Raw genomic sequence first — 23,911 nt, 5'->3', positions numbered from 1 at the left:
TTCAGCCGAACCAGCCATGCAGCATCCAGGGCGCATGTGGATCGTTGCGTGCACGGAACGCCCAGCCACGCTGGCCCTGCGCGGTTTCCACCACGTAGTAGTCGCGGCGCGCATCGCCCTGGTCCCACCACCCCGATTCGATCCGTTCCGGCCCGGCAACGATGCGCAGGCGCGGATCGCGCAGGGGTTGCGGTGCATCCAGCAGCCAGCCCGGACGCAATGGCCAGTAGGCCGGTGGCTTCGCCGGAGGCTGGTTGCCGCTGGCACGCTCGGGACGATGGTCGGCCTGTACGGCCAGCGGCTGCACGGCATCATCGCCGAGGCGTGCGCGCAGGCGCTCGCGCAGCTGTGTCCACGGCATGGCCTGTGCCGGGCGGGTGTCGAACAGGTCACGCGCGGCGGGTACGAACGGTGGCAGCTGCTCGGCCTGCAGGCGCAGCGCACGGCTGCCGGCGGGCAGGGCGAAGGCTTCCATGCGGTTGCGTGCGATCTCGAACAGCAGTGCCGCATCGCGTTCGGCGGCGAGCAGGCCGATGGTCAGCACGCTGGCCGGCAGCAGGTCGTGTTCGAAATGCAGCTCGAAACGCTGCACGCCGCCATCGCGCGAACACAGGAACGCCGCCAGATCCAGCAGCAGGCGCCGCAGCGGAAACAGCAGGGCCTGGCTGGATTCGATCTCGTACTCGAATTCGATGCGGGCATCGAAGCGGTCCGGCGGCTGGTAATAATGCAGCGGCGTGCTGGACAGGCCGCGCACCGCATCCAGTTGCTGCAACACCTCCGGCGCGAAGCGGCGGGCCAGGCTGTCGCGGGGCAGGTTGAACGCCGCGCCAAGCGTGCGCAGGCCGGAACGGGCGAGCACGGTGACCGCATCGGCGGGCAGCCCGCTGCGTGCCAGTGGCAGCGGCGCCAATGCGTTGGCCAGGTGCTGCGCATCGATGCTGATGCCATCGTGCACATTGGCCAGTACACGCGCGGCGTGTGGATTGGGCGCGGCCACCAGCCGATGGCGGAAACCCAGTTCGTGCAGGCCGCTGCGCAGGCGCTGTTCGATCTGCAGCCAGTCGCCGAACAAGGCGCGGCTGGCGCCGATTTCCAGCACCAGCGCATGCGGGAAATCGAGACTGACCTGCGAGCTGGTGGCATACAGCCAGCTGGCCAGCAGTTGCCGGGTGTGCTGTTCAGCGGTGGGGTCGTAATCGTGCAGATGCAGATCCTTGACCAGCACCTGCGCGGCCGACAGCAGCATGCCCGGGCGCAGTCCGGCTGCCCGCGCGGCCGGACTGACCGCACGCAGCACGCGACGCTGCGCCGGCCCCTGCAGCAGTGCCAGCGGCCGCTGCGGGTCCGGTTGCAGGCGCAGCACGCTGTCCAGCGCCAACTGCGGCAACAACAGGCAGGCCCAGTGCATGGCGCGGCCTCAGTGGGCGATGGCCAGCGGCAACGGCTGCGCTGGCGGCAGCCCGCCGCGGCATTTCAGCACGCGCACCTGGCCGTGCTCGAGCTGCAGGCGCAGGCTGGCCGGGGAAGGGTTGCGCGCCGCGCGTGCCTCGCGGAACACGAAGCCCAGGCACTGGCCGCTGTCGGCGGCGACCTGCAGGCGGCGCAGGGCGCGATCATCGGCATGTTGTGGCCAGCACAGCACCGCCGCGCAGGCGGCAGAACGCAGGCATTGTTCGGCGGCCCACAGCGCCTGTCTGGGCGCGGCGTGGATGACCTGCAGCTGGGCCAGATCGAGCCCTGCGGCGGCCCAGGCCGGGGCATGCGGGCGATACGGTGGGGCGATCAACACGATCGGGCGATCGCGCTGGCTCAGCTTGGCCAGCGCCGGCCAAACCAGTGCCAGTTCACCCACCCCGGGCGCGCCCTGCAGCACCTCGCACAGCCCGCTGGCCGGCCAGCCGCCGCCGGGCAGGCGTGCATCCAGCGCCGGGTGGCCGCTGGCCAGGTGGTCGCTGGCCTGCCCCTGGCGGGCCGGGCCGCGCCAGAGCTGGCGGCCATCCAGCAAGCGGTCGAGGGCAATGACAGCACCCATCAGCCGGTCCTCCAGGAGAGGCGCCGGGCGGGCTGGAAACGGCAGGAACGGGCGGAAACGGCGGGCATGGAGCGAGTATCGACAGGCCGGTATCAGGGGCTGAGACCGGACATGCTACTCGCCGCATGAGTAAAATTACTAATGAAATCGGCGGATCAGGTTTCAGGTTGCTGAAGGGGGAAGGCATCCACGCATGGCGTGGATCTACCGGGGTTATCTCCAGTAGATCCACGCCATGCGTGGATGCGGGCAAGAGCGGTGCCGACCGTGGGCGGCACCCCCAGCACGGGCGTTCCCGGTTACGGGCGGACCGGCAACGCGACCGGGCGCAGCGGCGCGGCATCGCCGCCGCGGATCTTCAAGGGGCCGCCGATGAAGGCGAACTCGTAGACCTTGTCGCGGGCCAGTTCGTCCAGCGCCACCAGTTCGATGATCGGCGCGCCCTGCTGGGCCAGCAGGTAGGTGTGCAGCGGCACGTAGTCGTCGGACACCTCCGAGGGGAAGGTCTCGAAGCTGAGGTTGTCGGCGCCGACGATCATCGCGCCGCTGTCCTCGACCAGGAAGCGCGCCGCGTCCAGACCCATGCCCGGCGGGTTGGCCATGTACGCCTTGGGTTGTTCGAACAGGCGCATGCGGCCGGTGCGGATCAGCACGATGTCACCCTGCTGCAGCTTCACCTGCTGGCGTGCCAGCGCATCCTTCAGGTCCTGGCGGGTGACGCGGTAACTGTCCGGCAGCATGTCCATGCCCTTGGCGCCGGCCACGTCGATCAGCACGCCGCGCGCGATCAGCGGCGGGAATTTCTCGATGCCGGTGACGTTCCAGCCACGGTCGCCGAGGTGCTTGTCGGCCTCGAAGCCGTTCCAGATCTTTCCGTGGATGCCGAAGTGGTTCAGCGCATCGATATGGGTACCGGTGTGGCTGTACATCGAGAACGCGGTGCCGGTGTAGCTGCGGGTGAGGTTCATGGTCTCGCCCACGCCCATCGGGTCGTCCATCACCGTGCCGCGCGGGGTGTGGGTCATCCAGAACTGGTAGTGCGGGTCGCCGGCGTCCTGCCAGCTGGGCATGCCGACGTAGTACTCGGTGGCCAGGTCATAGGCCTTGCCGCCACTGACCCGCGACAGGATCGCTGCGCGCGAGGCTTCGGTGATCAGGTTGAGGCGGCCGATCTCGTCCTTCGGCCCCCAGGGGCTGGTGCCGACCTGCTGGCCGGAGGGGACGCGTTCGTGCGCGGACACGGTGGTGGAAATGGCGGTGCCGGCCAGCAGCAGGGCCAGCGCAGTGGCCAGGGTACGTGGGGTCATGGGGAATCTCCTTGCAGGGTGGGGGTACGGCTCAGGCTGCGACCAGGGATGCCAGCACCTGGCGCAGTTGCGGCAGCGGCAGGGTCTGCAGGCGCAGGCCGTTGCCGCCGATCACGGTGGGAATGGAACGGATGCCAAGGGCCGCGGCTTCGGCACGATCGGCCTGCACGCGCTGGCGGACGTCGTCGCTGCGCATGTGGTCAGCGAAGGCCCCGCGTGGATGGCCCAGCGCCTGGGCGATATCGAGCAGCACTTCGGGATCGCCGATGTTGCGGTGCTGGTGCAGGTGCGCCCATTGCACGGCGTCGAACATCGCGCCATGGGCATCATTGCCGCCGAGCACGCCGGCGGCCTGGCAGGCCAGTGCGCCGAGCCAGCCGGAGGGATATTCGAAGTCCTGTGCACGCATGCCTTCGATATCGATGCGCGCGCTGTCTTCATGCGCAGCGCAGTCGGTCCAGTGGCGCAGGATGATGGCCTTGGCGCGCTCCATCGAGCCGAACACCTCGACCATCTGCGCGCGCGAGTCCTGCAGCACGAAGCTGCGATGGCGCACCTGGATGCCGAGTTCGGCCGAGACCTGCTGCAGGCGCGGGGCCAGCACGAAGCACCAGCCGCAGACCACGTCGTGGAAGAAATCGACCACCGGCGCTGCGGTGGCGGGTAAGGAAACGGAAGACATCTGCCTGCCATCGGTGAGAGGGGAGGCGGCAGAGTAGGCAGCGCGGCGCGTCTGAAACAGCACGCCGCGGGCAGCTCAGTTTTCGCTGGCGGTTACGAATCCAGGCCGGCGCAGCCGGGCAGCTCGGCGTGCAGGAAATCGATGAAGGCGCGCACCTTGGGCTGCAGGTGGCGCGAGGTGGGATAGACCGCATGCACGAAACGCGGCGGGTAGCGGTGATCGGGCAGCACCTGCTGCAGGGCACCGCTGGCCAGCGCCGGAGCGGCCAGGAACGAGGGCAGGGCGCCGATGCCCATGCTGGCCACCAGCAGGTCGCGCAGCAGCAGGCTGTTGTTGACGGTGACGCGTGCCGGCAGGGTGATCGTCACCTGCCCATCGGGGCCGAGCAGCGGCCAGCTGCCGGGCGAGTCGGACAGGCTGTAGGCCAGCACGCTGTGCGCCTGCAGTTCGTCCACCGCCTGCGGCGCCGGGTGCTGCTGCAGATAGGACGGGGCCGCACACAGCACCTGCTGCAGCGACGCCAGCCGGCGCGCGACCAGCCGCGAATCATCCAGTTCGGCACGCAGCCGCAGCGATACATCGAAGCCTTCGCCGACCGCATCGAGCAGGCGGTCTTCCATCACCAGGTCCAGCGACAGCTGCGGGTGCTGCTGCAGGAAACGTGGCAGCAGCGGTGACAGCGTGCTCAGTGCGAACGATTGCGGCGCGTTGACGCGCAGGCGCCCGGCGACATCACCACGCTGTTCGGCGATGCCACGTTCCAGTGCCTCCAGTTCGTCGAGCAGGCGGCAGCATTCGCGGTAATAGGCATGGCCGGTTTCGGTCAGGCTCATGCGCCGCGTGGTCCGCTGCAGCAGCACCACGCCCAGGTGCGTTTCCAGCGTGCGCAGCTGCTTGCTCAGCCCGGCCGGCGACATGCCCAGGTCTTCGGCAGCGCGGGCCAGCCCGCCGCGTTCGACGATGCGGCGGAAGGCGCGCATCAGGTTGAAGGAATCCATGCCGGTCTCGGGCGCGATCAGGTCGCCATTGTAGATCCACGCCATGCGTGGATGCGGGAAACGCGGTGCCGTCCACGATGGTCATCCACCAGGGGCGCACCGGGTTGCGCCGTTTGTTCAAGCCGGCCACCCGCATGCCGCGCCAGCATGCAGGCCCCTCATTTTCCGGGTTGTCCATGAAGCGCTGGATCCTGCGCCTGTATGCGCCGCTGTTCCTGTCTGGTTTCCTTGCCATTGCCATCGTATGGGTCGGTCATCAACGCGGTGATCCGCTGTGGCTGCTGGCTTTGCTCGCGGTTGCCATTGCGGTCTCGTTCGCTGCCGAACGTGCCTGGCCGTACGACTCGGCGTTCAACCACGACCAGGGCGACAGCCTGCGTGACACCCTGCATGCGCTGGTCAACGAAAGCCTGAACCTGCTGTCGATCGCCGCGGTGCCGCTGCTGGCGGCGATCATTCCGTGGCAGCTGTGGCCGCTGCAGTGGCCGTTCGTGCTGCAGGTGCTGCTGGCCATCGTCTGCGCCGACCTTGGCATCACCCTGGTGCACTACGCCAGCCATCGCATCGGCTGGCTGTGGCGGTTGCATGCGGTGCATCACAGCGTCACCCGGATGTATGGCTTCAACGGATTGATGAAGCACCCGCTGCACCAGGCGGCCGAGGCGCTGGGGGGCGTGCTGCCGCTGCTGCTGCTGGGCCTGCCGATGTCGGTGGCCGCAGTGCTGGCGTTCGCCATTGCCATCCAGCTGCTGCTGCAGCATTCCAATGTGGACATGCGCCCTGGCGTACTGGGCCGGGTAATGGCATGGGCGCCGCTGCATCGCTTCCACCATATGCGCTACGGCACGGCCGGCGATGTCAATTTCGGTTTGTTCCTTACCGTGTGGGACCACCTGCTGGGAACTGCGTTCGATGCGCCGGGCTATCGCCTGGGCCGGCGTGACCTGGGCATCGGCAGCCAGCCCGATTACCCGCGCGGCTATGCCGGGCAGTTGTCGGCACCGTTCCGTGAGCTGCCACATGGCGATGTGCCGGAATTGCCGGAGGCGCTGCGCCGACGCTGAGGGCATGCGTCAGGCCGGGCGCAGTTGCAGTCCCTGCAGCTGCGCCGCGCCGATGCCGAACATGCGGCGCAGGCTGCGCGACAGATGTGCCAGGTCGGCAAAGCCGGCCGCATGTGCACTGTCGGTCAAACTGTGGCCTGCCAGATGCTGCGACAGGGCCACGCGCAGCCGTTGCCACAGCACCCAGCCGCGCAGGGTCACCGCCATGTCGGCCTGGAAGCGCCGATGCAGCTGGCTGGTCGACAGGTGTGCGGCGTTGGCAATGTCGGCAGCCGGGACCGGGCCGGGCAGGTGGTGGCTGATGCGCGCGATGGCCGCCTGCAGGCGGCGGTCCAGCGGCTGCGGTGTGCTGAGCATGGGCAGCCAGCCCAGCAGCCCGGCCGGCGTGACCGGCAGCGCATCCAGATGCTGTTGGATCTGCTCGATGTCGGCATGCCCAGGCTCAAGAAATACCGTGCAGCCTTGTTCTGGTGCCGATACGATCGCGTGCGACTGGAAGGAGGGGAGCCACATGCGTTGCCCCTGCTGCAGCACGCCATCGACCTCGACCTGCCACGGTGCGCCCCCGCTCAACAGCAGCTGGTGCGCGTAATGCGCGTGCGTGTGGCTGTCACCAGCGTGACCGTGCAGCACGGCCACGTGCGCATCCAGCAGCAGCGTGCCATTCCAGGGGAGAGCGGGGGCCATGCAGGCATTGTAGATCCACGCCGTGCGTGGATGCAGATGCCGGGTGAATTCAAGCGAGAACATCCACGCACGGCGTGGATCTACCTGCCGTGTGGGTCCGGGCGGTGATGCACATACTCCACGACCGTGCCATCAGGATGCACCGCATTGAATGCCGCGCCGGTCGGTACGACCTGCAACGGGAAAATGATCTCGGCCCCGGCGGCTACCAACCTGTCGTGATAAGGCCGGACATCGTCGACCAGCAGCGTGCCGGTGGTCGAGGTGAATGGTGCCAGCGCGTCATCGCAGCCTTCGATCAGCAGGAATGCACCGACCATCGCCAGGCGCAGGCCCGCGTCGGGAAACGGAAAGCCCGCATCGGCCACCACGCCCTGCAGCTGTTCGTAGAAGGCGACGCTGCGCTCCAGTTCGCCGGGGGCGACAAAGACCCGGATCAGGACGCGCGGGCTGCGCTGGCTGGAGGTATCACAGCGGTCGCGCCAGAGATGATCGAAGTCGCGGTGTACGGTCATGGGCGGGGGTCGTGGCCGGGGGCATCCCATTATCGGCAGCGCCGGGCAGGCCGTTGATGACCGCCGGTGATGGCCTGATAACCGCAGCGCAGGTCACTCCTGTGACTTAGGTCCTGTTGACAGCAACGAACGCCCTCGCACAATCTTCACATGTTGGGTCGCCCTGCGCGGCCCGGACAGGCCGGTTGTCACGCATGGGAGGAGGGTCCCACGCGCAGACCGGCCCGTCCTTCGGCCTGCATGGCGTTGCCTGTCAACCCCTGCGCGGCATGACGCTGCACCCTTCGGCGGCACTTTCCCTGGACCGATTGCCTTGGCAACGGAATTACGCCCGCCGATGAAAACGTTTACAAAGCCGCTTGCCCTGTCCCTGGCGCTGTCTGCCGCACTGGCCGCCCCGGCCTGGGCCGACTCTGCCGCCTTCACCGTATTGACCCTGGAACAAGCGCCTGCCGCAGACGCAATGCGGGCCCTGGCCGCCCAGTTGAAGACCCTGCAGGTGGACGCGGTCAGCGTGCGCCAGGTGCAGCGTGGCATCGGCCAGGTCGATCCGCTGCAGCTGCTGGCCGATGGGCTGGGCTATGAGTACCGCTTCATTTCCACCGGCAAGGATGACGGCCAGACCCAGCACGGGCAGGCGGTACTGACCCGGCTGCCGATCGCGGCCGAATCCGGTCCGGACCAGCCGGGCCTGAACTACCTGCGCCTGGATGACGGTCGCCATGCCGTGGCTGTCTACACCGACGCCGGTGCCGGTGCCTCGCAGCTGCCGGCCCTGGTGTCGCGTTCGCGACTGGGCGCGCCGGCGGTGCTGCTTGGTGCGGTGGCCGGTGAGTCGGCCAAGGCCGCCGGCTTCGACCCGGCACGCGTTGCCCTGGAGGCCGATGCCAGCTACTTCAGCGATGGTTTCCAGGCGGCCAGCAGCGCGCCCTTCAAGGTGGAAGGCAGCAGCCTGCGGGCAACCCTGCTTACCCTGGCCTATGCCGCCGACAAGGGCGGTGAACGGCCATGGATGGACACCACGCTCACCGCCGACGCGCGCGCTGCGCTGCTGCTGAAGGCGATGACCGAAGACGAGAAGTTCCAGATGCTGCACAGCTACTTCGGGCTGGGCAAGGATGGCGGCAAGCTGCCGGAAGGTGCGGTGGGTTCGGCCGGCTTCGTGCCCGAAGTAGCGCGCCTGGGCATTCCGTCGCAGCAGTCGGCCGATGCCGGCGTCGGCGTGACCAATCCGGGTGGCATCCGCCCGGGTGATTTCGCCACGGCCATGCCGTCGGGCCCGTCCACCGCCTCCACCTGGAACCGTGCGGTCGCCTTTGCCGGCGGCGCGACCATGGGCCGCGAAGCGTGGCAGCAGCGCTTCAACATCCTGCTGTCCGGCAGCGTCAACCTGCAGCGTGACCCGCGCAACGGCCGCAACTTCGAATATGCCGGTGAAGACCCGCTGCTGGCCGGTTCGATGGTCGGCGCGCTGATCCAGGGCGTGCAGAGCCAGCACGTGATCTCGTCGATGAAGCATTTCGCGCTGAACGACATGGAAACCCGGCGCAACTTCCACGACGTGCGCATCGGCGAACAGGCCATGCACGAGTCGGACCTGCTGGCCTTCGAGATCGCCCTGGCAGCCGGGCGACCGGGCGTGGCGATGTGCTCGTACAACAAGATCAACGGCACCTACGGCTGCGAGAACGGCTACCTGATGAACCAGGTGCTGAAGCAGGAATGGAAGTTCCCCGGATTCGTGATGTCCGACTGGGGCGGCGTGCACAGCGGTTCGAAGGCGGCGCTGGCCGGCCTGGACCAGCAGTCGGCCGGTGAAGTATTCGACGCGGCCGTGTTCTTCGACGAACCGCTGCGCCTGGCCGTGCACGGTGGCGTGGTGCCGATGGAGCGCCTGAACGACATGGTGGCGCGTATCCTGCGCACCATGTTCCTGCACGGCAACTTCGACAACCCGCCGCAGCACCAGAAGGTGGATGCCGAGGCCGGCTTCGCCGTCGCCCAGCGCACGGTGGAAGAAGGCAGCGTGCTGCTGCGCAATGAAGGCAACCTGCTGCCGCTGGCCGACAGCGTGAAGCGCATCGTCATCATCGGTGGCCACGCCGACAAGGGCGTGATCGGTGGTGGTGGTTCATCGATGGTGGGCGTGACCGCCAAGGGCACCAACGCGGTGCCGGGCGTGCTGCCGACCACCTGGCCGGGCCCGGTGATCTTCCACCCGTCCTCGCCGCTGGAATCGCTGCGTGCAGCGCGTCCGGATGCGACCATCGAATATGTGGACGGCACCAACGCCGCCGCTGCGGCCAAGGCTGCAGCGCAGGCGGATGTGGCCATCGTGTTCGCCACCCAGTGGGCGGCCGAGTCGGTGGACCTGCCGGACATGCAGTTGCCCGACAGGCAGGACGCACTGATCTCGGCGGTGGCCAAGGCCAACCCGAAGACCGTGCTGGTACTGGAAACCAACGGCCCGGTGCGCACGCCGTGGCTGGCGCAGGTGCCGGCGATGCTGCAGGCCTGGTACCCGGGCATCCGCGGTGGCGAAGGCATTGCCGCATTGCTGACCGGCCAGGCCAACCCGTCCGGGCGCCTGCCGGTGACCTGGGTGGTGGACGAATCGCAGTTGCCGCGCCCGCACATCGACGGCCTCGGCTTCAAGCCGGCCAAGCCGTTCGGTGATGTGTTCGATTTCGATATCGAAGGTGCCAACGTCGGCTACAAGTGGATGGCGGCCAAGGGCCTGACCCCGACCTTCGCCTTCGGTCACGGCCTGTCCTACACCTCGTTCGCCTATGAAAACCTGAAGGTGAGCGTGGAAGGTTCGCGCCTGGTCGCCAGCGTCGACATCCGCAACACCGGCAAGCGTGCCGGTGCCGATGTGGCCCAGCTGTACCTGAAGCTGCCGGCCGGCAGCACCACGCCGATCCGCCTGATCGGCTACGACAAGGTGCAGCTGCAGCCGGGCGAACAGCGCCGCATCCGCATCGAGGCCGAGCCGAAGACGCTGGCCCACTACGATGCGCAGGCGCGGCAGTGGAAGATCGATGGCGGCACCTACCAGGTGCAGCTGTCGCGCAATGCCGCCGAACCGCTGCAGAGCGTGGATGTGCAGCTGGTGGAGCAGGTGCTGCGCTGATACGGCGCGAGACTTATGGTTGAAGACACGGCCCCGCAAGGGGCCGTGTCTGTTTGCGGGCTGCCGCTGCGCTCGCCGGGCATGGCCCGGCGCTACCACGGCATCGCAAGTAGCGCCGGGCCGTGCCCGGCGAGCGCCGTCATCAGCCGGGCGTGCCGGTGAACCATCCGCGCAGGAAGTCGATCAGCTGCCGCACCTTCTGCGATGCCTGCGTGCTGTGCGGGTAGACCGCATACACGCTTTGTTCGGGGAATCGATGCAGGCGCAGCACGGGCCGCAGACGCCCCTGGGCCAGGTCGTCTTCGATCAGCCATTGCGGCAGCACGGTCACCCCGGCGCCCGCTACGGCAAACGCGCGCAGGCTGCTGGCGCCATCCACCCGCACCACGGCGTTGCCGGGGTTGGTGGCAAACAGCGCATCGCTGCCATCTGGGGCGATCACCGGCACATCGGCCAGGCGCGGATAGCCAAGACGGGGCAGGGTACCAAGTTGCGCCGGGTCATCCGCGGCCGCTGCAGATGCCAGGCGTGCCAGCAGTACCGGCGCGGCGACTGCGCACAGTGGGTGGCGTTCCAGTTCGGTGGCGTGCAGTTGCGAGTCGGGCAGGCGACCAAGGCGGATGGCCAGATCGAAGCGTTCGGGAATCAGGTCGGCCGGTGCCGGTGAGGTCGACAGGTGCAGCTGCAGGGCCGGATGCCGCGCACGGAACGCCTCCAACGCCGGAATCAAGCGTAGCTGGGCGTATTCCGGCGTAGTGGTCAGGCGCAGCACACCCTGCAGCTGGTGCTGGTCGCGGCGCGCGGCATCGATCGCCGCCTGCGCGGCATCCAGTGCCTGCACGCAGTGTTGGAGAAACTGCTCGCCGGCTTCGGTCAATGCCAGGTGGCGGGTACTGCGCAGCAGCAGGGTCACGCCCAGCTCCTGCTCCAGCCGCTTCAGGTTGAAGCTGACCACCGCGCGGCTCAGACCCAGGCGATCGGCGGCGGCGGTCAGGCTGCCGGCCTCGACCACGGCGCGGAAGATATCGAAGCGATCGAGGCTGACCATGATGATCCATTGTCAAAAAATATTTGACAGTGTTGCAGCTGCTGCCGTGTTTTTCCAACAAGGTATCGCCGTCATGCTGCCCGCTTCCCTGCTGGAGCGCCGCCGATGCCGTCCCCCCGCCTGCGCCATGAGGCGATCTTCCTGCTGGTGTTCGCACTGGATCTGGTCAACATGTTCATCGCCATCGTGGCCTATCCGGCGCTGGCGGCCGAACTGCACGCCGATGTCGGCACGCTGGCCGGGGTAGGCACCGCCTACATGCTGGGCCTGAGCGTGGTGATTCCGCTGGCACCGTGGCTGGCCGCGCGCTGTGGTGAACGCCGCCTGCTGCTGGTGGCGCTGTTACTGTTCGCCACCGCGGCTGGCCTGGCCGGTGCAGCGTCCAGCATCGGCTGGCTGCTGGGCTGGCGCCTGCTGCAGGGCCTGGCCGGCGGCCTGTTGATTCCGGTGGCACAGGCGGCAGCCTATCGGCAGTGCACACCTGACCAGCGCGGTGCCTTGACCCGCCGCATCCTGCTGGTGGCACTGCTGGTGCCGGCACTGGCGCCAGCGTTGGGTGGGCTGCTGGTGCAGTGGTTGTCCTGGCGCGGTGTGCTCTGGGCCAGCCTGCCGCTGGCGATAGTGGCGATCGGGCTGGTGCTGGCGTGGATGCCGGCCGATGGCGCGCGCAGCGCACCGCGTCTGCAAGCCTATGCACTGTCCACCGCGATGCTGGCACTGGGGGCGCTGCTGCTGGCGCTGACCTGGCTGGGCGAACCGGGTCATCGGGCCGCCGGTGCCGCATTGCTGTTGATCGCATTGCTTTTGGCGGCGGCCCACCTGCGGCATGCACGGCGACAGGCGCACCCCCTGTTGCGTTGGTCGCTGCTGTCCCATCGCGGCCTGCGCATGGCCATGCTGGTGTACCTGGCGGTGCCTGGCGTGTTCATTGGCAGCCAGCTGGTCAGTACTCTGCAGTTGCACCAAGCCGGTTACAGCGCGGCACGCATCGGCGCGCTGATGCTGCCGTGGGCGCTGGCCTCGGCCATTGCAATCATGGCCAGCAAGCGCTTGCTGGCCCGCGTTGGCCCGGCCCCGGTCCTGCGCGGGGGCATGCTTCTGCAGGCCAGCGGCCTGCTGTTGATGGGGCTGTTGCCGCAACCGCACTTCGCCTTGGCCGGGCTGCTGTTCGCGCTGATGGGGGCCGGTGGCAGCCTGTGCAGCAGCACGGCGCAGACGCTGGCCTTCCACGGGGTCGAGGGCGAGGCCCTGGGCGATGCCAGTGCTCTCTGGAACCTCAATCGCCAACTCAGTTTCTGCCTGGGTACCGCGGCCATCGCGCTGCTGCTGGCGCTGGCCATGCAGTGGCTGCCGGACCGCGCCACCGGCGTGGCGCTGGGCCTGGCCGCTGTACTTACCCTGCTGCCGATGGCGTTGCTGCGGCGGCCGCAGATGCTCACCCTTTCGCAACAGGAGAACACCTGATGGATACCACCGCAGAACACGAAGTCCACCATCTGCACGACAAGCTGCAGGCCTGGTTCCGGGCCGATGTCGGTGCCGATGCACTGGACGATCTGATGGCGCATTTCTGCGCGGATTTCAGCATGGTCGGCATCTCCGGCCGCAGGCTGGACCGTGCGGCAGTGCAGGCGTTGTTCGCCGCTGGTCACGGTGCGCGACCGGGGCTGCAGATCTCCATCGAGGCCGTGCAGGCGATGGACGCGCCGTTGCCGCTGGCGGTGCTGCGCTATCGCGAAGGACATGCGGTGGGTGCGGGGGATACCGCGTGGCGCGAGTCGCTGGCGGTGCTGCGGCAGGAGGGAGGGCGCTGGCGCTGGTTGGCGCTGCACGAGGTGGTCGCGGGGTGATGGATCCGCCGGGCCACGCCCGGCGAGCGCAGCGGCAGCAGACCGCACATGTGCCATCAGTCCTGCCCGTATCCACCGCAGAATGCAAAGCCCGCCCACACTTCACGGCACAGGGCAGGAGTAGGCTTGGGTCTTTCCTGTCGGGAGGGATTGTCCATGCGTGTGCGTGCCGTAGCCGTTGCCATCGCCCTGAGCCTGTCCAGCGCCGTGCTGGCCGCCGATACCCCGCCGATGACCCCGGACGTCAGCGGCAAACCCTTCGTCGCCCCCGATGTCGGCCGCGACTACGACAAGCGCGTGGTGATGGTGCCGATGCGCGATGGCACCAAGCTGTACACGGTGATCGTGGTGCCGAAGGGCGCGCACAACGCGCCGATCCTGCTGACCCGTACGCCCTACGATGCCGCAGGCCGTGCCAGCCGCAGTGATTCGCCGCGCATGCGCGACACGCTGCCGCAGGGCGATGAGGTGTTCGTCGACGGCGGCTATATCCGTGTATTCCAGGACATCCGTGGCAAATACGGATCCGAAGGTGATTACGTGATGACCCGGCCGTTGCGCGGACCATTGAACAACACCAAGGTCGACCACTCCACCGATGCCTGGGACACGATCGACTGGCTGGTGAAGCACGTGCCGGAGAGCAACGGCAAGGTCGGCATGCTCGGCTCGTCGTATGAAGGCTTCACCGTGGTGATGGCGCTGACCGATCCTCACCCGGCACTGAAGGTGGCCGCCCCGCAGAGCCCGATGATCGACGGCTGGATGGGCGATGACTGGCTCAACTACGGCGCGTTCCGCCAGGTCAATTTCAACTACTTCGCGATGCAGACCGAGAAGCGCGGCAAGGGCACGCCGCTGCCCAGCCTGGGCTACGACGACTACAGCACCTTCCTGCGCATCGGCTCGGCCGGCGACTACGCGCGTTTCACCGGCGTGGACCAGCTGACCTGGTGGAAGAAGCTGGTGCAGCACCCCGCCTACGATGCGTTCTGGCAGGGCCAGGCGCTGGATGCGGTGATGGCGAAAACCCCGCTGAAAGTACCGACCATGTGGCTGCAGGGCCTGTGGGACCAGGAGGACATGTGGGGCGCCAACCATGCCTACCAGGCGATGGAAGGCCGCGATACCGACAACACCCACAACTATCTGGTGATGGGCCCGTGGCGGCACAGCCAGGTGAACTACAGTGGCAACGAGCTGGGCGCGCTGAAGTTCGATGGCGATACCGCGCTGCAGTTCCGCCGCGACGTGCTCAAGCCGTTCTTCGACCAGTACCTGGTGGACGGCGCGCCGAAGGCCGATACGCCGCCGGTGTTGATCTACAACACCGGCGAGAACCACTGGGATCGCCTGCAGGGCTGGCCTCGCAGCTGCGAGAAGAGCTGCACGGCCAGCAGCAAGCCGTTGTACCTGCGTGCCGGTGGCAAGCTGGCATTCCAGGCGCCGGCGGCGGGCGAGGGCGATTTCGAGGAGTACGTGTCCGACCCGGCCAAGCCGGTGCCGTTCGTGCCGCGCCCGGTGCGTTTCGGTGACCGCGACATGTGGACGACCTGGCTGGTCAAGGACCAGCGTTTCGTCGATGGCCGCCCGGATGTGCTGACCTTCATTACCGAGCCGCTGTCCGCGCCGCTGCGCATCGGTGGCACACCGGTGGTGAACCTGCAGGCATCCACCAGTGGCACCGACAGCGACTGGGTGGTGAAGCTGATCGACGTATACCCGGACCAGGAAGCGTCGACACCGGAAATGGGCGGTTACGAGCTGCCGGTGTCGCTGGCGATCTTCCGTGGGCGCTACCGCGAAAGCTTCAGCGCGCCCAAGGCGCTGGTGGCCAACCAGGCGCTGCCGTACCGCTTCGACCTGCCCAATGCCAACCACACCTTCCAGAAGGGCCACCGGGTGATGGTGCAGGTGCAGTCCAGCCTGTTCCCGCTCTACGACCGCAACCCGCAGACCTACGTGCCGAACATCTACCTGGCCAAGCCGGGTGACTACCAGAAGGCCACGCAGCGGGTCTGGCACAGCGCCGCGCAGGCCAGTTACATCGACCTGCCGGTGTATTGATGCCGATGGGGTGACGCCGGGCATGGCCCGGCGCTACCCCGGTCGCGCGATGTCGGTAGTGCCGGCCGCTGGCCGGCGTCCTTGATGACGCGAAAGCGTGTCGACCAAGGTCGACACCTGCCAGAGCAGATGGGCTTCAGCCAACCTTCGATGGGCCGGTGCGCCAGCGGCTGGGCACCAGCCCGAAGCGTTTGCGGAACGCGGCAGCGAAATTGCTGGGATGCCGGTAGCCGGTTTCTGCTGCGGCCTGTTCCACGCTCCATCCTGCTTCGCGCAGGCCTTGTTCGGCATGCCGCATGCGTTGTTCGTGCAGGTAATCGAATACCGAGCAGCCATACTCCTGGACAAAGTGCCGACGCAGTGCACTGGGGCTCATGCAGGCCAGCTGGGCAAGTTCCAGCAGGCTGTGCGCGTGGCCGGGGTCGTCGTGCAGGAACGTCCGTACGCGCTCCAGCCGCGCCCGCTGACCACTGCGCAGCGCACGCGCACCTTCGGCGTGCAGATCATCGGCCTGCAGGCCGGTGGACAGCAGCTGCAGGGCAATGCCCTCGCGCCACAGCGCGTCCAGGTCGTCCTGCCAAGGGCTGTCGAACAGCTGCGCGAGAGGCGGCAGCATCGCGTGCGGAATCGCCCAATGCCTGCATTCCATGTGTGAACCCAATGCCTGCTGCAATTGCGGTTGCCGCAGCAGGTCCGGGTCCAGATCGGCGGGCACCATCAGGCTGATGCCACGCAGTCGCGTGTTGCCCGGATGGACGCCGACCATGGCCACATGGTCGCGGTGGCTGGTGGTCACTGCAGTGCCTGCGCGCAGGCTGAAATCACTGCGGTTGGGAACCTGTACGTCGACCTGGCCCTGCAGCATCACGCGGATGACCAGGCCGGGCCGTTCGTGCGCTGTGGCGGTATAGGCGATGCGGTTGTGCACATCCGATGCGAGCAGGCTCATACCCCCGCGCAGGGTCTGTTCGTGCAGGTCGCCGTGACCGGCCCACTGTTCTTCGCGCAGGTGGCTTGGATCGGCACGGTAGTCATAGCCGTGTCGCTGGCCAAAACGGCGGTAATCGGCAAACGTGAAATATCGGGACATCGCTCGGCGCTCAACCATAGAAGATGGGTGCCGGCGACCAGTGGCCCGCACGTTCCATCGTGCACCTGCAGCGCGGATCGGTCCTGCGCTTTCAGAGGTAGAAATAGATCCCTGTCATTTTCTCCAATGCCAGCCCGAATGCGATATCCAACGGGTCAATCGATTGGCATTTATGGCCAAGTTGAAGCTCGCCCAGCAATGCGCGTGCGTACTGTAACTGCTCGGGGCAGCTGATCGATTCGTCTTCGTAGTGGTCAAAGAGCAGGCCGAACCGGGCATTGAGGGTAGTGAGGAAGCCGCTGTCGAACAGAAGATCGACCGCGGTAGCGCTGAGCATCACCTCGTACAGGTCGCCAGGCAGGCAGGAATCGGTATCCAGCCGCCGTTCGGCTTCGGCAGAAAGCGGAACGCAGGCTGTACGCAGGGGAGCTTCTGTGACGGGCATGCGCGCAAGTATCACCCATGCAGCGCTTTCGTCACGAAGAAGGGCGTACTGTCGATGAGGTCGGACGGTTCTGTCCGCATCGATTCCCAACAGCAGATGGAGACCACAGATGATTGATTACCGGCTCAACGGAAAAACCGCGATCGTAACCGGCGGTGTTTCCGGCATCGGCCTGGCGGTTGCCGAAACGCTCGCCGCATCGGGTGCGCGCATTTCAGTGTGGGACCTGAAACAGGACGCCGTGGATGCAACGGTGGCGGCGCTTGGCGGCAAGGGCGCGCAGGCCATCGGCATCGCCCTGGATGTCACCGACGAAGCGGCGGTTGAAGCGGCGGTGAAACGCACCGTGGATGAACTGGGCGGCGTGCAGATTGCAGTGAACAACGCCGGCATTGGCGGGCCTGCCGCAAGCAGCGGCGACTACCCGGTGGATGGTTGGAAGCGCGTGGTCGATGTGAACCTGACCAGCGTGTTCCTGTGCCAGCGGGCGCAGATCCAGGCGATGCGCACGGCCGGCGAAGGTGGCAGCATCATCAACATGGCCTCGATCCTCGGCCAGGTCGGGTATGCAGGATCGACCGCGTATGCGGCCGCCAAGCACGGTGTGGTCGGCCTTACCCAGACGGCTGCATGGGAGCATGCCGCCGATGGCATCCGTATCAATGCGGTCGGCCCGGGCTTCATCAATACGCCGCTGCTGGAAAAGATGGATGCCAAGGTACGTGCGACGCTGGAAGGGCGGCACGCGCTGAAGCGGCTGGGAACGCCGCAGGAAGTGGCGGCGCTGGTGGCCTGGCTGGCCAGTGACGATGCATCGTTCGCTACCGGTGCGTACTACGCCATCGATGGTGGCTATCTGGCGCAGTGATGCGCTGATCGCAGGCGACGGCGACGCCGGGCATGGCCCGGCGCTACCGGGTGAACGGGCTGTGGTGTGGCCTTCACCGTTGTGCCACGGCGGCTGCGCAACGCTCCGGAAAACTTCCGGAGCTTGCCCATGGAACTCACCCAGGATGTCTCGATCCTGCTGCGCGTGGCCGCAGCGATGCTGTTCGGCGGGGTACTCGGCGTCGAGCGCGAAATGGGCAAGCACGCCGCTGGCCTGCGCACCCACATGCTGATTGCCGGTGCGGCCGCACTGATCGTCGGCCTCGGCGATTCGGTGGCCGAGCACTTCCAGCAGGAGCGCTATCGCGATCTGCTGCAGGTCGATCCGGTGCGCCTGATTGAAGCTGTAGTGGCCTGCGTCGGTTTCGTTGCCGCCGGCACCATCCTCCGGGGCAACCGGGAAGACCAGGTCAGCGGGCTGACCACGGCCAGTTCGCTGGTGATGGCGGCTGCCATCGGCATCGCCGTGGGTATCGGCAAGTACGTGATCGCGCTGGGGGTGAGCGTGCTGTGCGTGCTGGTGCTGGCGTTGATCCGGCGGGTGGAGAAAAAGCTGTGACACCCTCAAATGGTACGACCAATAATTTCGTCTAACGCTATGGTCTAATAGGCTCTTCGCAGGATTGGCGGTTCAATTCGCGCCTGTGGTCCGAAGTCTGCATTTATTGGTACTACCAATATGCGGCGGACACGACGCCCCCACGCGGTGGGGAACCTCCTGTTCCTGTCGAGAGCCTCCATGCAGCCCTGGCAACACATCTACGACCCCGCCGGCAACATCTGGTTGTCGAGCCTGATCGCGTTGCTGCCGATCGCCTTCTTCTTCATCGCCCTGGCCGTGCTGCGCATGAAGGGCTGGATTGCCGGCACCCTTACGGTGGCCATCGCGCTGGGTGTGGCGTTGCTGTTCTACCGCATGCCGCTGGCACAGGCGCTGGGCGCCGCAGGCTATGGCTTTGTCTACGGCCTGTGGCCGATCGCATGGATCATCATCGGCGCGGTGTTCCTGTACAAGGTTTCGGTCAAGACAGGGCAGTTCGACATCATCCGGGCGTCGATCCTCTCGGTGACCGAAGACCAGCGGCTGCAGATGCTGATGGTCGGCTTCGCCTTCGGTGCCTTCCTGGAAGGTGCGGCCGGCTTCGGCGCACCGGTGGCAATCACCGCCGCGCTGCTGGTCGGGCTGGGTTTCAAGCCGCTGTATGCGGCCGGCCTGTGCCTGATCGTCAACACCGCGCCGGTGGCGTTCGGTGCGATGGGCATCCCGATCATCGTGGCAGGGCAGGTGACCGGTCTGGACGCGTTCGAGATCGGCCAGATGGCCGGCCGCCAGCTGCCGTTCCTGACCATCATCGTGCTGTTCTGGATCATGGCGATCATGGATGGCTGGCGCGGCATCAAGGAAACCTGGCCGGCAGTGCTGGTCGCCGGTGGGTCGTTCGCCATCGCGCAGTACCTGACCTCCAACTTCATTGGCCCGGAACTGCCCGACATCACCGCGTCGCTGGCTTCGCTGGTCTGCCTGACGCTGTTCCTGCGCCGTTGGAAACCGGTGCGGATCTTCCGCTTCGATACCGAAACCAGCGCCGAGGCGGCCGCACAGGCGCTGGAGGCGCCTGGCTACAGCGTGGGCCAGATCGCCAAGGCGTGGTCGCCGTTCCTGATCCTTACCGCGATGGTCACCGTGTGGAGCATCAAGCCGTTCAAGTCGCTGTTCGCGGCCGGCGGCGCGCTGGAAAGCTGGGTGCTGAAACTGCCGGTGCCGGGCCTGGACCAGATGGTGCAGAAGATGCCGCCGATCGTGGACGCGCCGCTCAGCTATGAGGCGGTCTATAAATTCGACTGGTTCTCGGCCACCGGCACCTCGATCATCCTCGCCGCAGTGATCGCGATCATCGCGCTGCGCATGCCGGTCCGGTCGGCGCTGCAGACCTTCGGCGAAACCGTGCGCGAACTGCGCATGCCGATCTTCTCGATCGGCATGGTGCTGGCGTTTGCCTTCATCGCCAACTATTCAGGGCTGTCGGCCACCCTGGCGCTGGCACTGGCGCACACCGGCAAGGCGTTTCCGTTCTTCTCGCCGTTCCTGGGCTGGCTGGGGGTGTTCCTGACCGGTTCGGATACCTCGTCCAACGCGCTGTTTTCGGCGCTGCAGGCGACCACGGCCCAGCAGATCGGGGTGTCGGATGTACTGCTGGTGGCGGCCAACACCACCGGTGGTGTCACCGGCAAGATGATCTCGCCACAGTCCATCGCCATTGCCTGCGCGGCAGTCGGTCTGGCCGGCAAGGAGTCTGACCTGTTCCGCTTCACCGTCAAGCACAGCCTGGTATTCACCACGATGGTCGGCCTGATCACGCTGGCGCAGGCCTATTGGCTGACCTGGATGATTCCCTGAGCCATGCGCAGGCCCCCCAACAGCGTGATGCTTCGGGCCACAATGGCGCCATGAGCACACAACGGGTTTCGGACAAGGTGGCCGCGCAGCTGCGCGTGCTGGTGAAGGAGCAGCAGCTGCAGCCGGGTGACCGGTTGCCGGCCGAGCGTACGCTGGCGGTGCAGATGGGGGTCTCGCGCACCGCGCTGCGCGAGGCCATCGCGCAGCTGTCCAGCCAGGGGCTGCTGACCGCGCGCGTGGGCGGTGGTACCTATGTGGGCGAACCCGCCGCACGTACCCGGCAGATGCTGGACGAACCGCTGGTGCCGTACCTGCCGCTGTTCCAGGGCGACCCCGAATACCGCTTCGACGTGCTGGAAATCCGCCATGCACTGGAGGGCGCGACGGCCTGGCATGCGGCGCTGCGTGCCACAGATGAGGACCGTGCCCGCATCGCCCAGGCGTTCCAGACCATGATGGATGCCCATGGCAAGGACGATCCAACCGGCGAGGCCGAGGCCGATGCGGCGTTCCATCTCTCCATCGCCGAGGCATCGCACAACCTGGTGCTGCTGCAGGTGATGCGCGGCCTGTTCGAGCTGCTGCAGACCAATATCTCGCAGAGCCGCGAGAAGCTCTACACCTCGGCGAAGACCTTTTCGCCGCTGTCCGACCAGCACCGCGCGATGATGGACGCGGTACTGGCCGGCGATCCCGAGCGCGCGCGCGCGGCCGCACACGCGCACCTCGAGTTCGTGCACACCACGCTGCGCACGCTTGATGACAACGAAGCGCGGCGTGCGCGTGCCTCGCGTCTCCCTTCCCCCCACGGCTGATTCCCCCGGTTGCTCCCATGATCATCTCCGCCTCCACCGATTACCGTGCAGCAGCGCAGCGTCGACTGCCGCCGTTCCTGTTCCACTACATCGATGGCGGCGCGTATGCCGAGCACACGCTGAAGCGCAATGTTTCCGACCTGTCCGACATCGCGCTGCGCCAGCGCATCCTGCGCAACATGTCCGACCTGAGCCTGGAAACCGAGTTGTTCGGCGAGACGCTGGCGATGCCGGTGGCGCTGGCGCCGGTGGGCCTGACCGGCATGTATGCGCGCCGCGGCGAAGTGCAGGCCGCGCGTGCGGCCGACAGCCGTGGCATTCCGTTTACCCTGTCCACCGTCTCGGTGTGCCCGATCGAAGAGGTCGCACCGGCGATCCGGCGGCCGATGTGGTTCCAGCTCTACGTGCTGCGCGATCGCGGCTTCATGCGCAATGCGCTGGAGCGCGCGCAGGCCGCCGGCGTGACCACGCTGGTGTTCACCGTGGACATGCCGGTACCGGGCGCGCGCTATCGTGACGCGCATTCGGGCATGAGCGGCCCGAACGCCGCGTTGCGCCGCATCGGCCAGGCCATCACCCATCCGCGCTGGGCGTGGGATGTGGGCCTGCGTGGGCGCCCGCATGACCTGGGCAACATCTCCACCTATCGCGGCAATCCGACCGGGCTGGAGGACTACATCGGCTGGCTCGGCAGCAATTTTGACCCCTCCATTTCCTGGAAGGACCTGGAATGGATCCGCGAGTTCTGGAAGGGGCCGATGGTGATCAAGGGCATCCTCGACCCGGACGACGCCCGCGATGCGGTGGCCTTCGGTGCCGATGGCATCGTGGTGTCCAACCACGGTGGTCGCCAGCTGGACGGCGTGCTGTCCACCGCACGTGCGCTGCCGGCCATTGCCGATGCGGTGCAGGGCGACCTGACGATCCTGGCCGACTCGGGTATCCGCACCGGCCTGGACGTGGTGCGCATGCTCGCGCTGGGTGCGGACACGGTGCTGCTGGGCCGTGCCTTCGTGTACGCGCTTGCCGCGCAGGGCGAGGCCGGCGTGGCCAATCTGCTGGATCTGATCGCGAAGGAAATGCGGGTGGCGATGACATTGACCGGCGCGCACCGTATTGCCGACATCGGCCGTGATTCGCTGGTCCGCCTGCCATGACCGATCGCGATGGCGTGCTGGCGCAGCTGCGTGCGGCGGTGGGCAACCGCCATGTGTTGACCGGTGACAAGGCAACCCGTCGGTTCCGCCGCGGCTATCGCTTCGGTGATGGCCCGGTGCTGGCGGTGGTGCGCCCGGGTACGCTGCTGGAACTGTGGCAGGTGTTGCAGGCGGCCGTGCAGGGCGGGGCAGCGATCATCCTGCAGGCAGCCAACACCGGCCTGACCGGCGGTTCGACCCCGGATGGCGACGACTACGGCCGCCCGATCGTGCTGATCAGCACGCTGCGCCTGACCGGCATCCAGTTGTTGAACGACGGCCGCCAGGTAGTGTGCCTGCCCGGCGCCACGCTGGACCGGCTTGAGCAGGCACTTGCGCCCCTTGGGCGCGAGCCGCATTCGGTAATCGGTTCGTCGTGCATCGGTGCCTCGGTGCTGGGCGGCATCTGCAACAACTCGGGCGGGGCGCTGGTGCGCCGTGGCCCGGCATACACCGAGCTGGCGCTGTATGCGCAGGTCGATGCACAGGGGCAGCTGCAGCTGGTCAATCATCTGGGCATCGCGCTGGGTGACAGCCCCGAGCAGGTCCTGACGCGCCTGCAGGCCGGTGACTACAACGCGGCCGACGTAAGCGATGGCGGTGGCCGCGCCGCATCCGATCCGCGCTATGCCGAAGACGTGCGCAAGGTTGATGCCGCTACCCCGGCGCGTTTCAACGCCGACCCGAGTCGCCACTACGAAGCGGCCGGTTCGGCCGGCAAGCTGGCGGTGTTCGCCGTACGCCTGGATACCTTCGAGAAGGAGGCTGCCGAGGTTTTCTACATCGGCAGCAACCGCACCGACAGCCTGACCGCGATCCGCCGCCAGCTGCTGACCGGATTCGAACGCGTGCCGATTGCGGGTGAGTACATCCATCGTGACGCCTACGACATCGGCGCGCGCTACGGCAAGGACAGCTTCCTGCTGATCGATCGCCTGGGTACCTCGCGGGTGCCGGCGGCATTTGCGCTGAAGAGCCGGATCGACGGCTGGTTTGAACGGTGGGGGCTGCGCGGTGTCACCGATCGGGTGATGCAGGGCCTGACCGGCCTGTTGCCGTCGCACCTGCCCAAGCGCATGGGTGAGTTCCGCCAGCGCTATGAGCATCATCTGCTGCTGAAGGTCTCCGCGCAGGATGCCGCCGCCACCGAGGCCTGGCTGCAGTGTTTCTTTGCCGATCACGAGGGCGGTTACTTTCACTGCACCGCCGAGGAGGGCCGCAAGGCGTTCCTGCATCGTTTCGCGGTGGCCGGTGCCGCCGTGCGCTATCGCGAAGTGCATCGCGGGCAGGTGCAGGACATCGTCGCCCTGGACATCGCCCTGCGCCGCGATGATGCCGACTGGTTTGAGCAGCTGCCGCCGGACATCGACAACCGCCTGCTGCACAAGCTGTACTACGGCCATTTCCTGTGTCACGTGTTCCACCAGGATTACATCGCCCGCCGGGGTGAAGACCCGATGGCGATCGAGCATGCGATGTGGGCGTTGCTGGACCAGCGGGGCGCGGAGTACCCGGCCGAGCACAACGTCGGCCACCTGTATCCGGCCAAGCCGGCGCTGGCCGATTTCTATCGTGGGCTGGACCCGAGCAACACCTTCAATCCAGGCATCGGCCAGACCTCGAAGGCACGCGGCTGGGGAAGCTGCGACTGCAGCGGGCATTGAGCCGCGTCCGGACGCCTGCGCTACCATCG

Annotated in this window: 21 protein-coding genes; 11 read left to right on the top strand and 10 right to left on the bottom strand. The window is 67.1% G+C overall.

Annotated elements, in window-relative coordinates; all coding sequences use genetic code 11:
• Position 1 precedes the first annotated feature (1 nt).
• The 5 genes from ACVOLJ_RS13980 to ACVOLJ_RS13960 all read right to left on the bottom strand — a co-directional run bounded on the left by ACVOLJ_RS13980 (position 2) and on the right by ACVOLJ_RS13960 (position 5,067).
• The gene (locus ACVOLJ_RS13980; RefSeq protein ID WP_481564396.1) at positions 2–1,411 is read right to left on the bottom strand and encodes a Y-family DNA polymerase; all 1,410 of its coding nucleotides are present in this window, start codon (positions 1,409–1,411) and stop codon (positions 2–4) included.
• Positions 1,412–1,420: 9 nt separating this feature from the next.
• Entirely contained in the window at positions 1,421–2,035 is a 615-nt protein-coding gene (imuA, locus tag ACVOLJ_RS13975) for a translesion DNA synthesis-associated protein ImuA (RefSeq protein ID WP_475279099.1), read from the bottom strand.
• Between the two features lie 299 nt (positions 2,036–2,334).
• Entirely contained in the window at positions 2,335–3,342 is a 1,008-nt protein-coding gene (locus ACVOLJ_RS13970) for a cyclase family protein (protein ID WP_481564395.1), read from the bottom strand.
• A 31-nt stretch (positions 3,343–3,373) separates the two neighbouring features.
• Complete coding sequence (locus ACVOLJ_RS13965; RefSeq protein ID WP_475279097.1) at positions 3,374–4,024, bottom strand: DsbA family oxidoreductase; 651 nt, start codon at positions 4,022–4,024, stop codon at positions 3,374–3,376.
• 92 nt (positions 4,025–4,116) lie between these two features.
• A complete protein-coding gene (locus ACVOLJ_RS13960; RefSeq protein ID WP_481564394.1) occupies positions 4,117–5,067 on the bottom strand; it encodes a LysR family transcriptional regulator in 951 nt (316 codons plus the stop codon).
• Between the two features lie 131 nt (positions 5,068–5,198).
• On the opposite strand from ACVOLJ_RS13960, the gene ACVOLJ_RS13955 reads away from it, so the two are divergent.
• Positions 5,199–6,086, top strand: coding sequence for a sterol desaturase family protein (locus ACVOLJ_RS13955; RefSeq protein WP_481564393.1), 888 nt, complete (start codon positions 5,199–5,201; stop codon positions 6,084–6,086).
• Between the two features lie 9 nt (positions 6,087–6,095).
• Here ACVOLJ_RS13955 and ACVOLJ_RS13950 read toward each other — a convergent pair whose 3' ends face one another.
• Together ACVOLJ_RS13950 and ACVOLJ_RS13945 are read right to left on the bottom strand one after the other, a co-directional pair.
• A complete protein-coding gene (locus ACVOLJ_RS13950) occupies positions 6,096–6,773 on the bottom strand; it encodes a helix-turn-helix domain-containing protein (protein WP_475279094.1) in 678 nt (225 codons plus the stop codon).
• A gap of 80 nt (positions 6,774–6,853) precedes the next feature.
• Positions 6,854–7,288 carry a VOC family protein gene (locus tag ACVOLJ_RS13945; protein WP_475279093.1) on the bottom strand — a complete coding sequence of 145 codons (435 nt, stop codon included), beginning with the start codon at positions 7,286–7,288 and terminating at the stop codon, positions 6,854–6,856.
• A 337-nt stretch (positions 7,289–7,625) separates the two neighbouring features.
• Here ACVOLJ_RS13945 and ACVOLJ_RS13940 point away from each other — a divergent pair, with 337 nt between their 5' ends.
• Positions 7,626–10,421 (top strand): beta-glucosidase family protein, encoded by a 2,796-nt coding sequence (locus ACVOLJ_RS13940; RefSeq protein ID WP_481564392.1) that lies wholly within the window; start codon positions 7,626–7,628, stop codon positions 10,419–10,421.
• Positions 10,422–10,563: 142 nt separating this feature from the next.
• Here the strand turns inward: ACVOLJ_RS13940 and ACVOLJ_RS13935 are convergent, their stop codons facing one another.
• A complete protein-coding gene (locus ACVOLJ_RS13935) occupies positions 10,564–11,469 on the bottom strand; it encodes a LysR family transcriptional regulator (RefSeq protein ID WP_481564391.1) in 906 nt (301 codons plus the stop codon).
• A 105-nt stretch (positions 11,470–11,574) separates the two neighbouring features.
• Here ACVOLJ_RS13935 and ACVOLJ_RS13930 point away from each other — a divergent pair, with 105 nt between their 5' ends.
• The 3 genes from ACVOLJ_RS13930 to ACVOLJ_RS13920 all read left to right on the top strand — a co-directional run bounded on the left by ACVOLJ_RS13930 (position 11,575) and on the right by ACVOLJ_RS13920 (position 15,386).
• Positions 11,575–12,933, top strand: coding sequence for an MFS transporter (locus ACVOLJ_RS13930; protein WP_481564390.1), 1,359 nt, complete (start codon positions 11,575–11,577; stop codon positions 12,931–12,933).
• Positions 12,933–13,319: a DUF4440 domain-containing protein gene (locus ACVOLJ_RS13925; protein WP_481564389.1), complete on the top strand. Its 387-nt coding sequence runs from the start codon at positions 12,933–12,935 to the stop codon at positions 13,317–13,319. Before ACVOLJ_RS13930 ends, ACVOLJ_RS13925 begins: the two co-directional genes overlap by 1 nt.
• A gap of 156 nt (positions 13,320–13,475) precedes the next feature.
• A complete protein-coding gene (locus ACVOLJ_RS13920) occupies positions 13,476–15,386 on the top strand; it encodes a CocE/NonD family hydrolase (protein ID WP_475279088.1) in 1,911 nt (636 codons plus the stop codon).
• 136 nt (positions 15,387–15,522) lie between these two features.
• On the opposite strand, the gene ACVOLJ_RS13915 is transcribed toward ACVOLJ_RS13920, so the two are convergent.
• Together ACVOLJ_RS13915 and ACVOLJ_RS13910 are read right to left on the bottom strand one after the other, a co-directional pair.
• The gene (locus ACVOLJ_RS13915) at positions 15,523–16,476 is read right to left on the bottom strand and encodes a helix-turn-helix transcriptional regulator (protein ID WP_475279087.1); all 954 of its coding nucleotides are present in this window, start codon (positions 16,474–16,476) and stop codon (positions 15,523–15,525) included.
• A 91-nt stretch (positions 16,477–16,567) separates the two neighbouring features.
• Positions 16,568–16,921, bottom strand: a complete 354-nt coding sequence (locus tag ACVOLJ_RS13910) for a hypothetical protein (protein ID WP_481564388.1) — start codon at positions 16,919–16,921, stop codon at positions 16,568–16,570.
• Between the two features lie 109 nt (positions 16,922–17,030).
• Here ACVOLJ_RS13910 and ACVOLJ_RS13905 point away from each other — a divergent pair, with 109 nt between their 5' ends.
• The 6 genes from ACVOLJ_RS13905 to dld all read left to right on the top strand — a co-directional run bounded on the left by ACVOLJ_RS13905 (position 17,031) and on the right by dld (position 23,882).
• Positions 17,031–17,789, top strand: a complete 759-nt coding sequence (locus ACVOLJ_RS13905) for an SDR family NAD(P)-dependent oxidoreductase (RefSeq protein WP_475279085.1) — start codon at positions 17,031–17,033, stop codon at positions 17,787–17,789.
• Between the two features lie 129 nt (positions 17,790–17,918).
• Positions 17,919–18,368, top strand: a complete 450-nt coding sequence (locus tag ACVOLJ_RS13900; RefSeq protein WP_481564387.1) for an MgtC/SapB family protein — start codon at positions 17,919–17,921, stop codon at positions 18,366–18,368.
• Between the two features lie 180 nt (positions 18,369–18,548).
• The gene (lldP, locus tag ACVOLJ_RS13895) at positions 18,549–20,207 is read left to right on the top strand and encodes an L-lactate permease (RefSeq protein ID WP_481564386.1); all 1,659 of its coding nucleotides are present in this window, start codon (positions 18,549–18,551) and stop codon (positions 20,205–20,207) included.
• A gap of 50 nt (positions 20,208–20,257) precedes the next feature.
• A complete protein-coding gene (lldR, locus tag ACVOLJ_RS13890; RefSeq protein ID WP_481564385.1) occupies positions 20,258–21,022 on the top strand; it encodes a transcriptional regulator LldR in 765 nt (254 codons plus the stop codon).
• A gap of 17 nt (positions 21,023–21,039) precedes the next feature.
• Positions 21,040–22,179: an FMN-dependent L-lactate dehydrogenase LldD gene (lldD, locus tag ACVOLJ_RS13885; protein ID WP_481564384.1), complete on the top strand. Its 1,140-nt coding sequence runs from the start codon at positions 21,040–21,042 to the stop codon at positions 22,177–22,179.
• Positions 22,176–23,882: a D-lactate dehydrogenase gene (gene dld, locus ACVOLJ_RS13880; RefSeq protein WP_481564383.1), complete on the top strand. Its 1,707-nt coding sequence runs from the start codon at positions 22,176–22,178 to the stop codon at positions 23,880–23,882. The genes lldD and dld overlap by 4 nt, the downstream gene beginning before the upstream one ends.
• The last annotated feature ends 29 nt before the right edge of the window (positions 23,883–23,911 follow it).

The organism is Stenotrophomonas sp. STEN046, from assembly GCF_056759755.1.
Note: the sequence above shows the minus strand (reverse complement) of the source record. Positions and strands in the feature narration are given on the sequence as shown.

Coding starts and splice junctions, on each gene's coding strand:
- ACVOLJ_RS13945 (WP_475279093.1), bottom strand. CDS start 7,288: ATGACCGTACACCGCGACTTCGATCATCTCTGGCGCGACCGCTGTGAT.
- ACVOLJ_RS13965 (WP_475279097.1), bottom strand. CDS start 4,024: ATGTCTTCCGTTTCCTTACCCGCCACCGCAGCGCCGGTGGTCGATTTC.
- lldP (WP_481564386.1), top strand. CDS start 18,549: ATGCAGCCCTGGCAACACATCTACGACCCCGCCGGCAACATCTGGTTG.
- ACVOLJ_RS13905 (WP_475279085.1), top strand. CDS start 17,031: ATGATTGATTACCGGCTCAACGGAAAAACCGCGATCGTAACCGGCGGT.
- ACVOLJ_RS13970 (WP_481564395.1), bottom strand. CDS start 3,342: ATGACCCCACGTACCCTGGCCACTGCGCTGGCCCTGCTGCTGGCCGGC.
- ACVOLJ_RS13910 (WP_481564388.1), bottom strand. CDS start 16,921: ATGCCCGTCACAGAAGCTCCCCTGCGTACAGCCTGCGTTCCGCTTTCT.
- ACVOLJ_RS13940 (WP_481564392.1), top strand. CDS start 7,626: ATGAAAACGTTTACAAAGCCGCTTGCCCTGTCCCTGGCGCTGTCTGCC.
- lldD (WP_481564384.1), top strand. CDS start 21,040: ATGATCATCTCCGCCTCCACCGATTACCGTGCAGCAGCGCAGCGTCGA.
- ACVOLJ_RS13925 (WP_481564389.1), top strand. CDS start 12,933: ATGGATACCACCGCAGAACACGAAGTCCACCATCTGCACGACAAGCTG.
- ACVOLJ_RS13930 (WP_481564390.1), top strand. CDS start 11,575: ATGCCGTCCCCCCGCCTGCGCCATGAGGCGATCTTCCTGCTGGTGTTC.
- ACVOLJ_RS13920 (WP_475279088.1), top strand. CDS start 13,476: ATGCGTGTGCGTGCCGTAGCCGTTGCCATCGCCCTGAGCCTGTCCAGC.
- imuA (WP_475279099.1), bottom strand. CDS start 2,035: ATGGGTGCTGTCATTGCCCTCGACCGCTTGCTGGATGGCCGCCAGCTC.
- ACVOLJ_RS13955 (WP_481564393.1), top strand. CDS start 5,199: ATGAAGCGCTGGATCCTGCGCCTGTATGCGCCGCTGTTCCTGTCTGGT.
- ACVOLJ_RS13915 (WP_475279087.1), bottom strand. CDS start 16,476: ATGTCCCGATATTTCACGTTTGCCGATTACCGCCGTTTTGGCCAGCGA.
- ACVOLJ_RS13935 (WP_481564391.1), bottom strand. CDS start 11,469: ATGGTCAGCCTCGATCGCTTCGATATCTTCCGCGCCGTGGTCGAGGCC.
- ACVOLJ_RS13900 (WP_481564387.1), top strand. CDS start 17,919: ATGGAACTCACCCAGGATGTCTCGATCCTGCTGCGCGTGGCCGCAGCG.
- ACVOLJ_RS13980 (WP_481564396.1), bottom strand. CDS start 1,411: ATGCACTGGGCCTGCCTGTTGTTGCCGCAGTTGGCGCTGGACAGCGTG.
- ACVOLJ_RS13950 (WP_475279094.1), bottom strand. CDS start 6,773: ATGGCCCCCGCTCTCCCCTGGAATGGCACGCTGCTGCTGGATGCGCAC.
- dld (WP_481564383.1), top strand. CDS start 22,176: ATGACCGATCGCGATGGCGTGCTGGCGCAGCTGCGTGCGGCGGTGGGC.
- lldR (WP_481564385.1), top strand. CDS start 20,258: ATGAGCACACAACGGGTTTCGGACAAGGTGGCCGCGCAGCTGCGCGTG.
- ACVOLJ_RS13960 (WP_481564394.1), bottom strand. CDS start 5,067: ATGGCGTGGATCTACAATGGCGACCTGATCGCGCCCGAGACCGGCATG.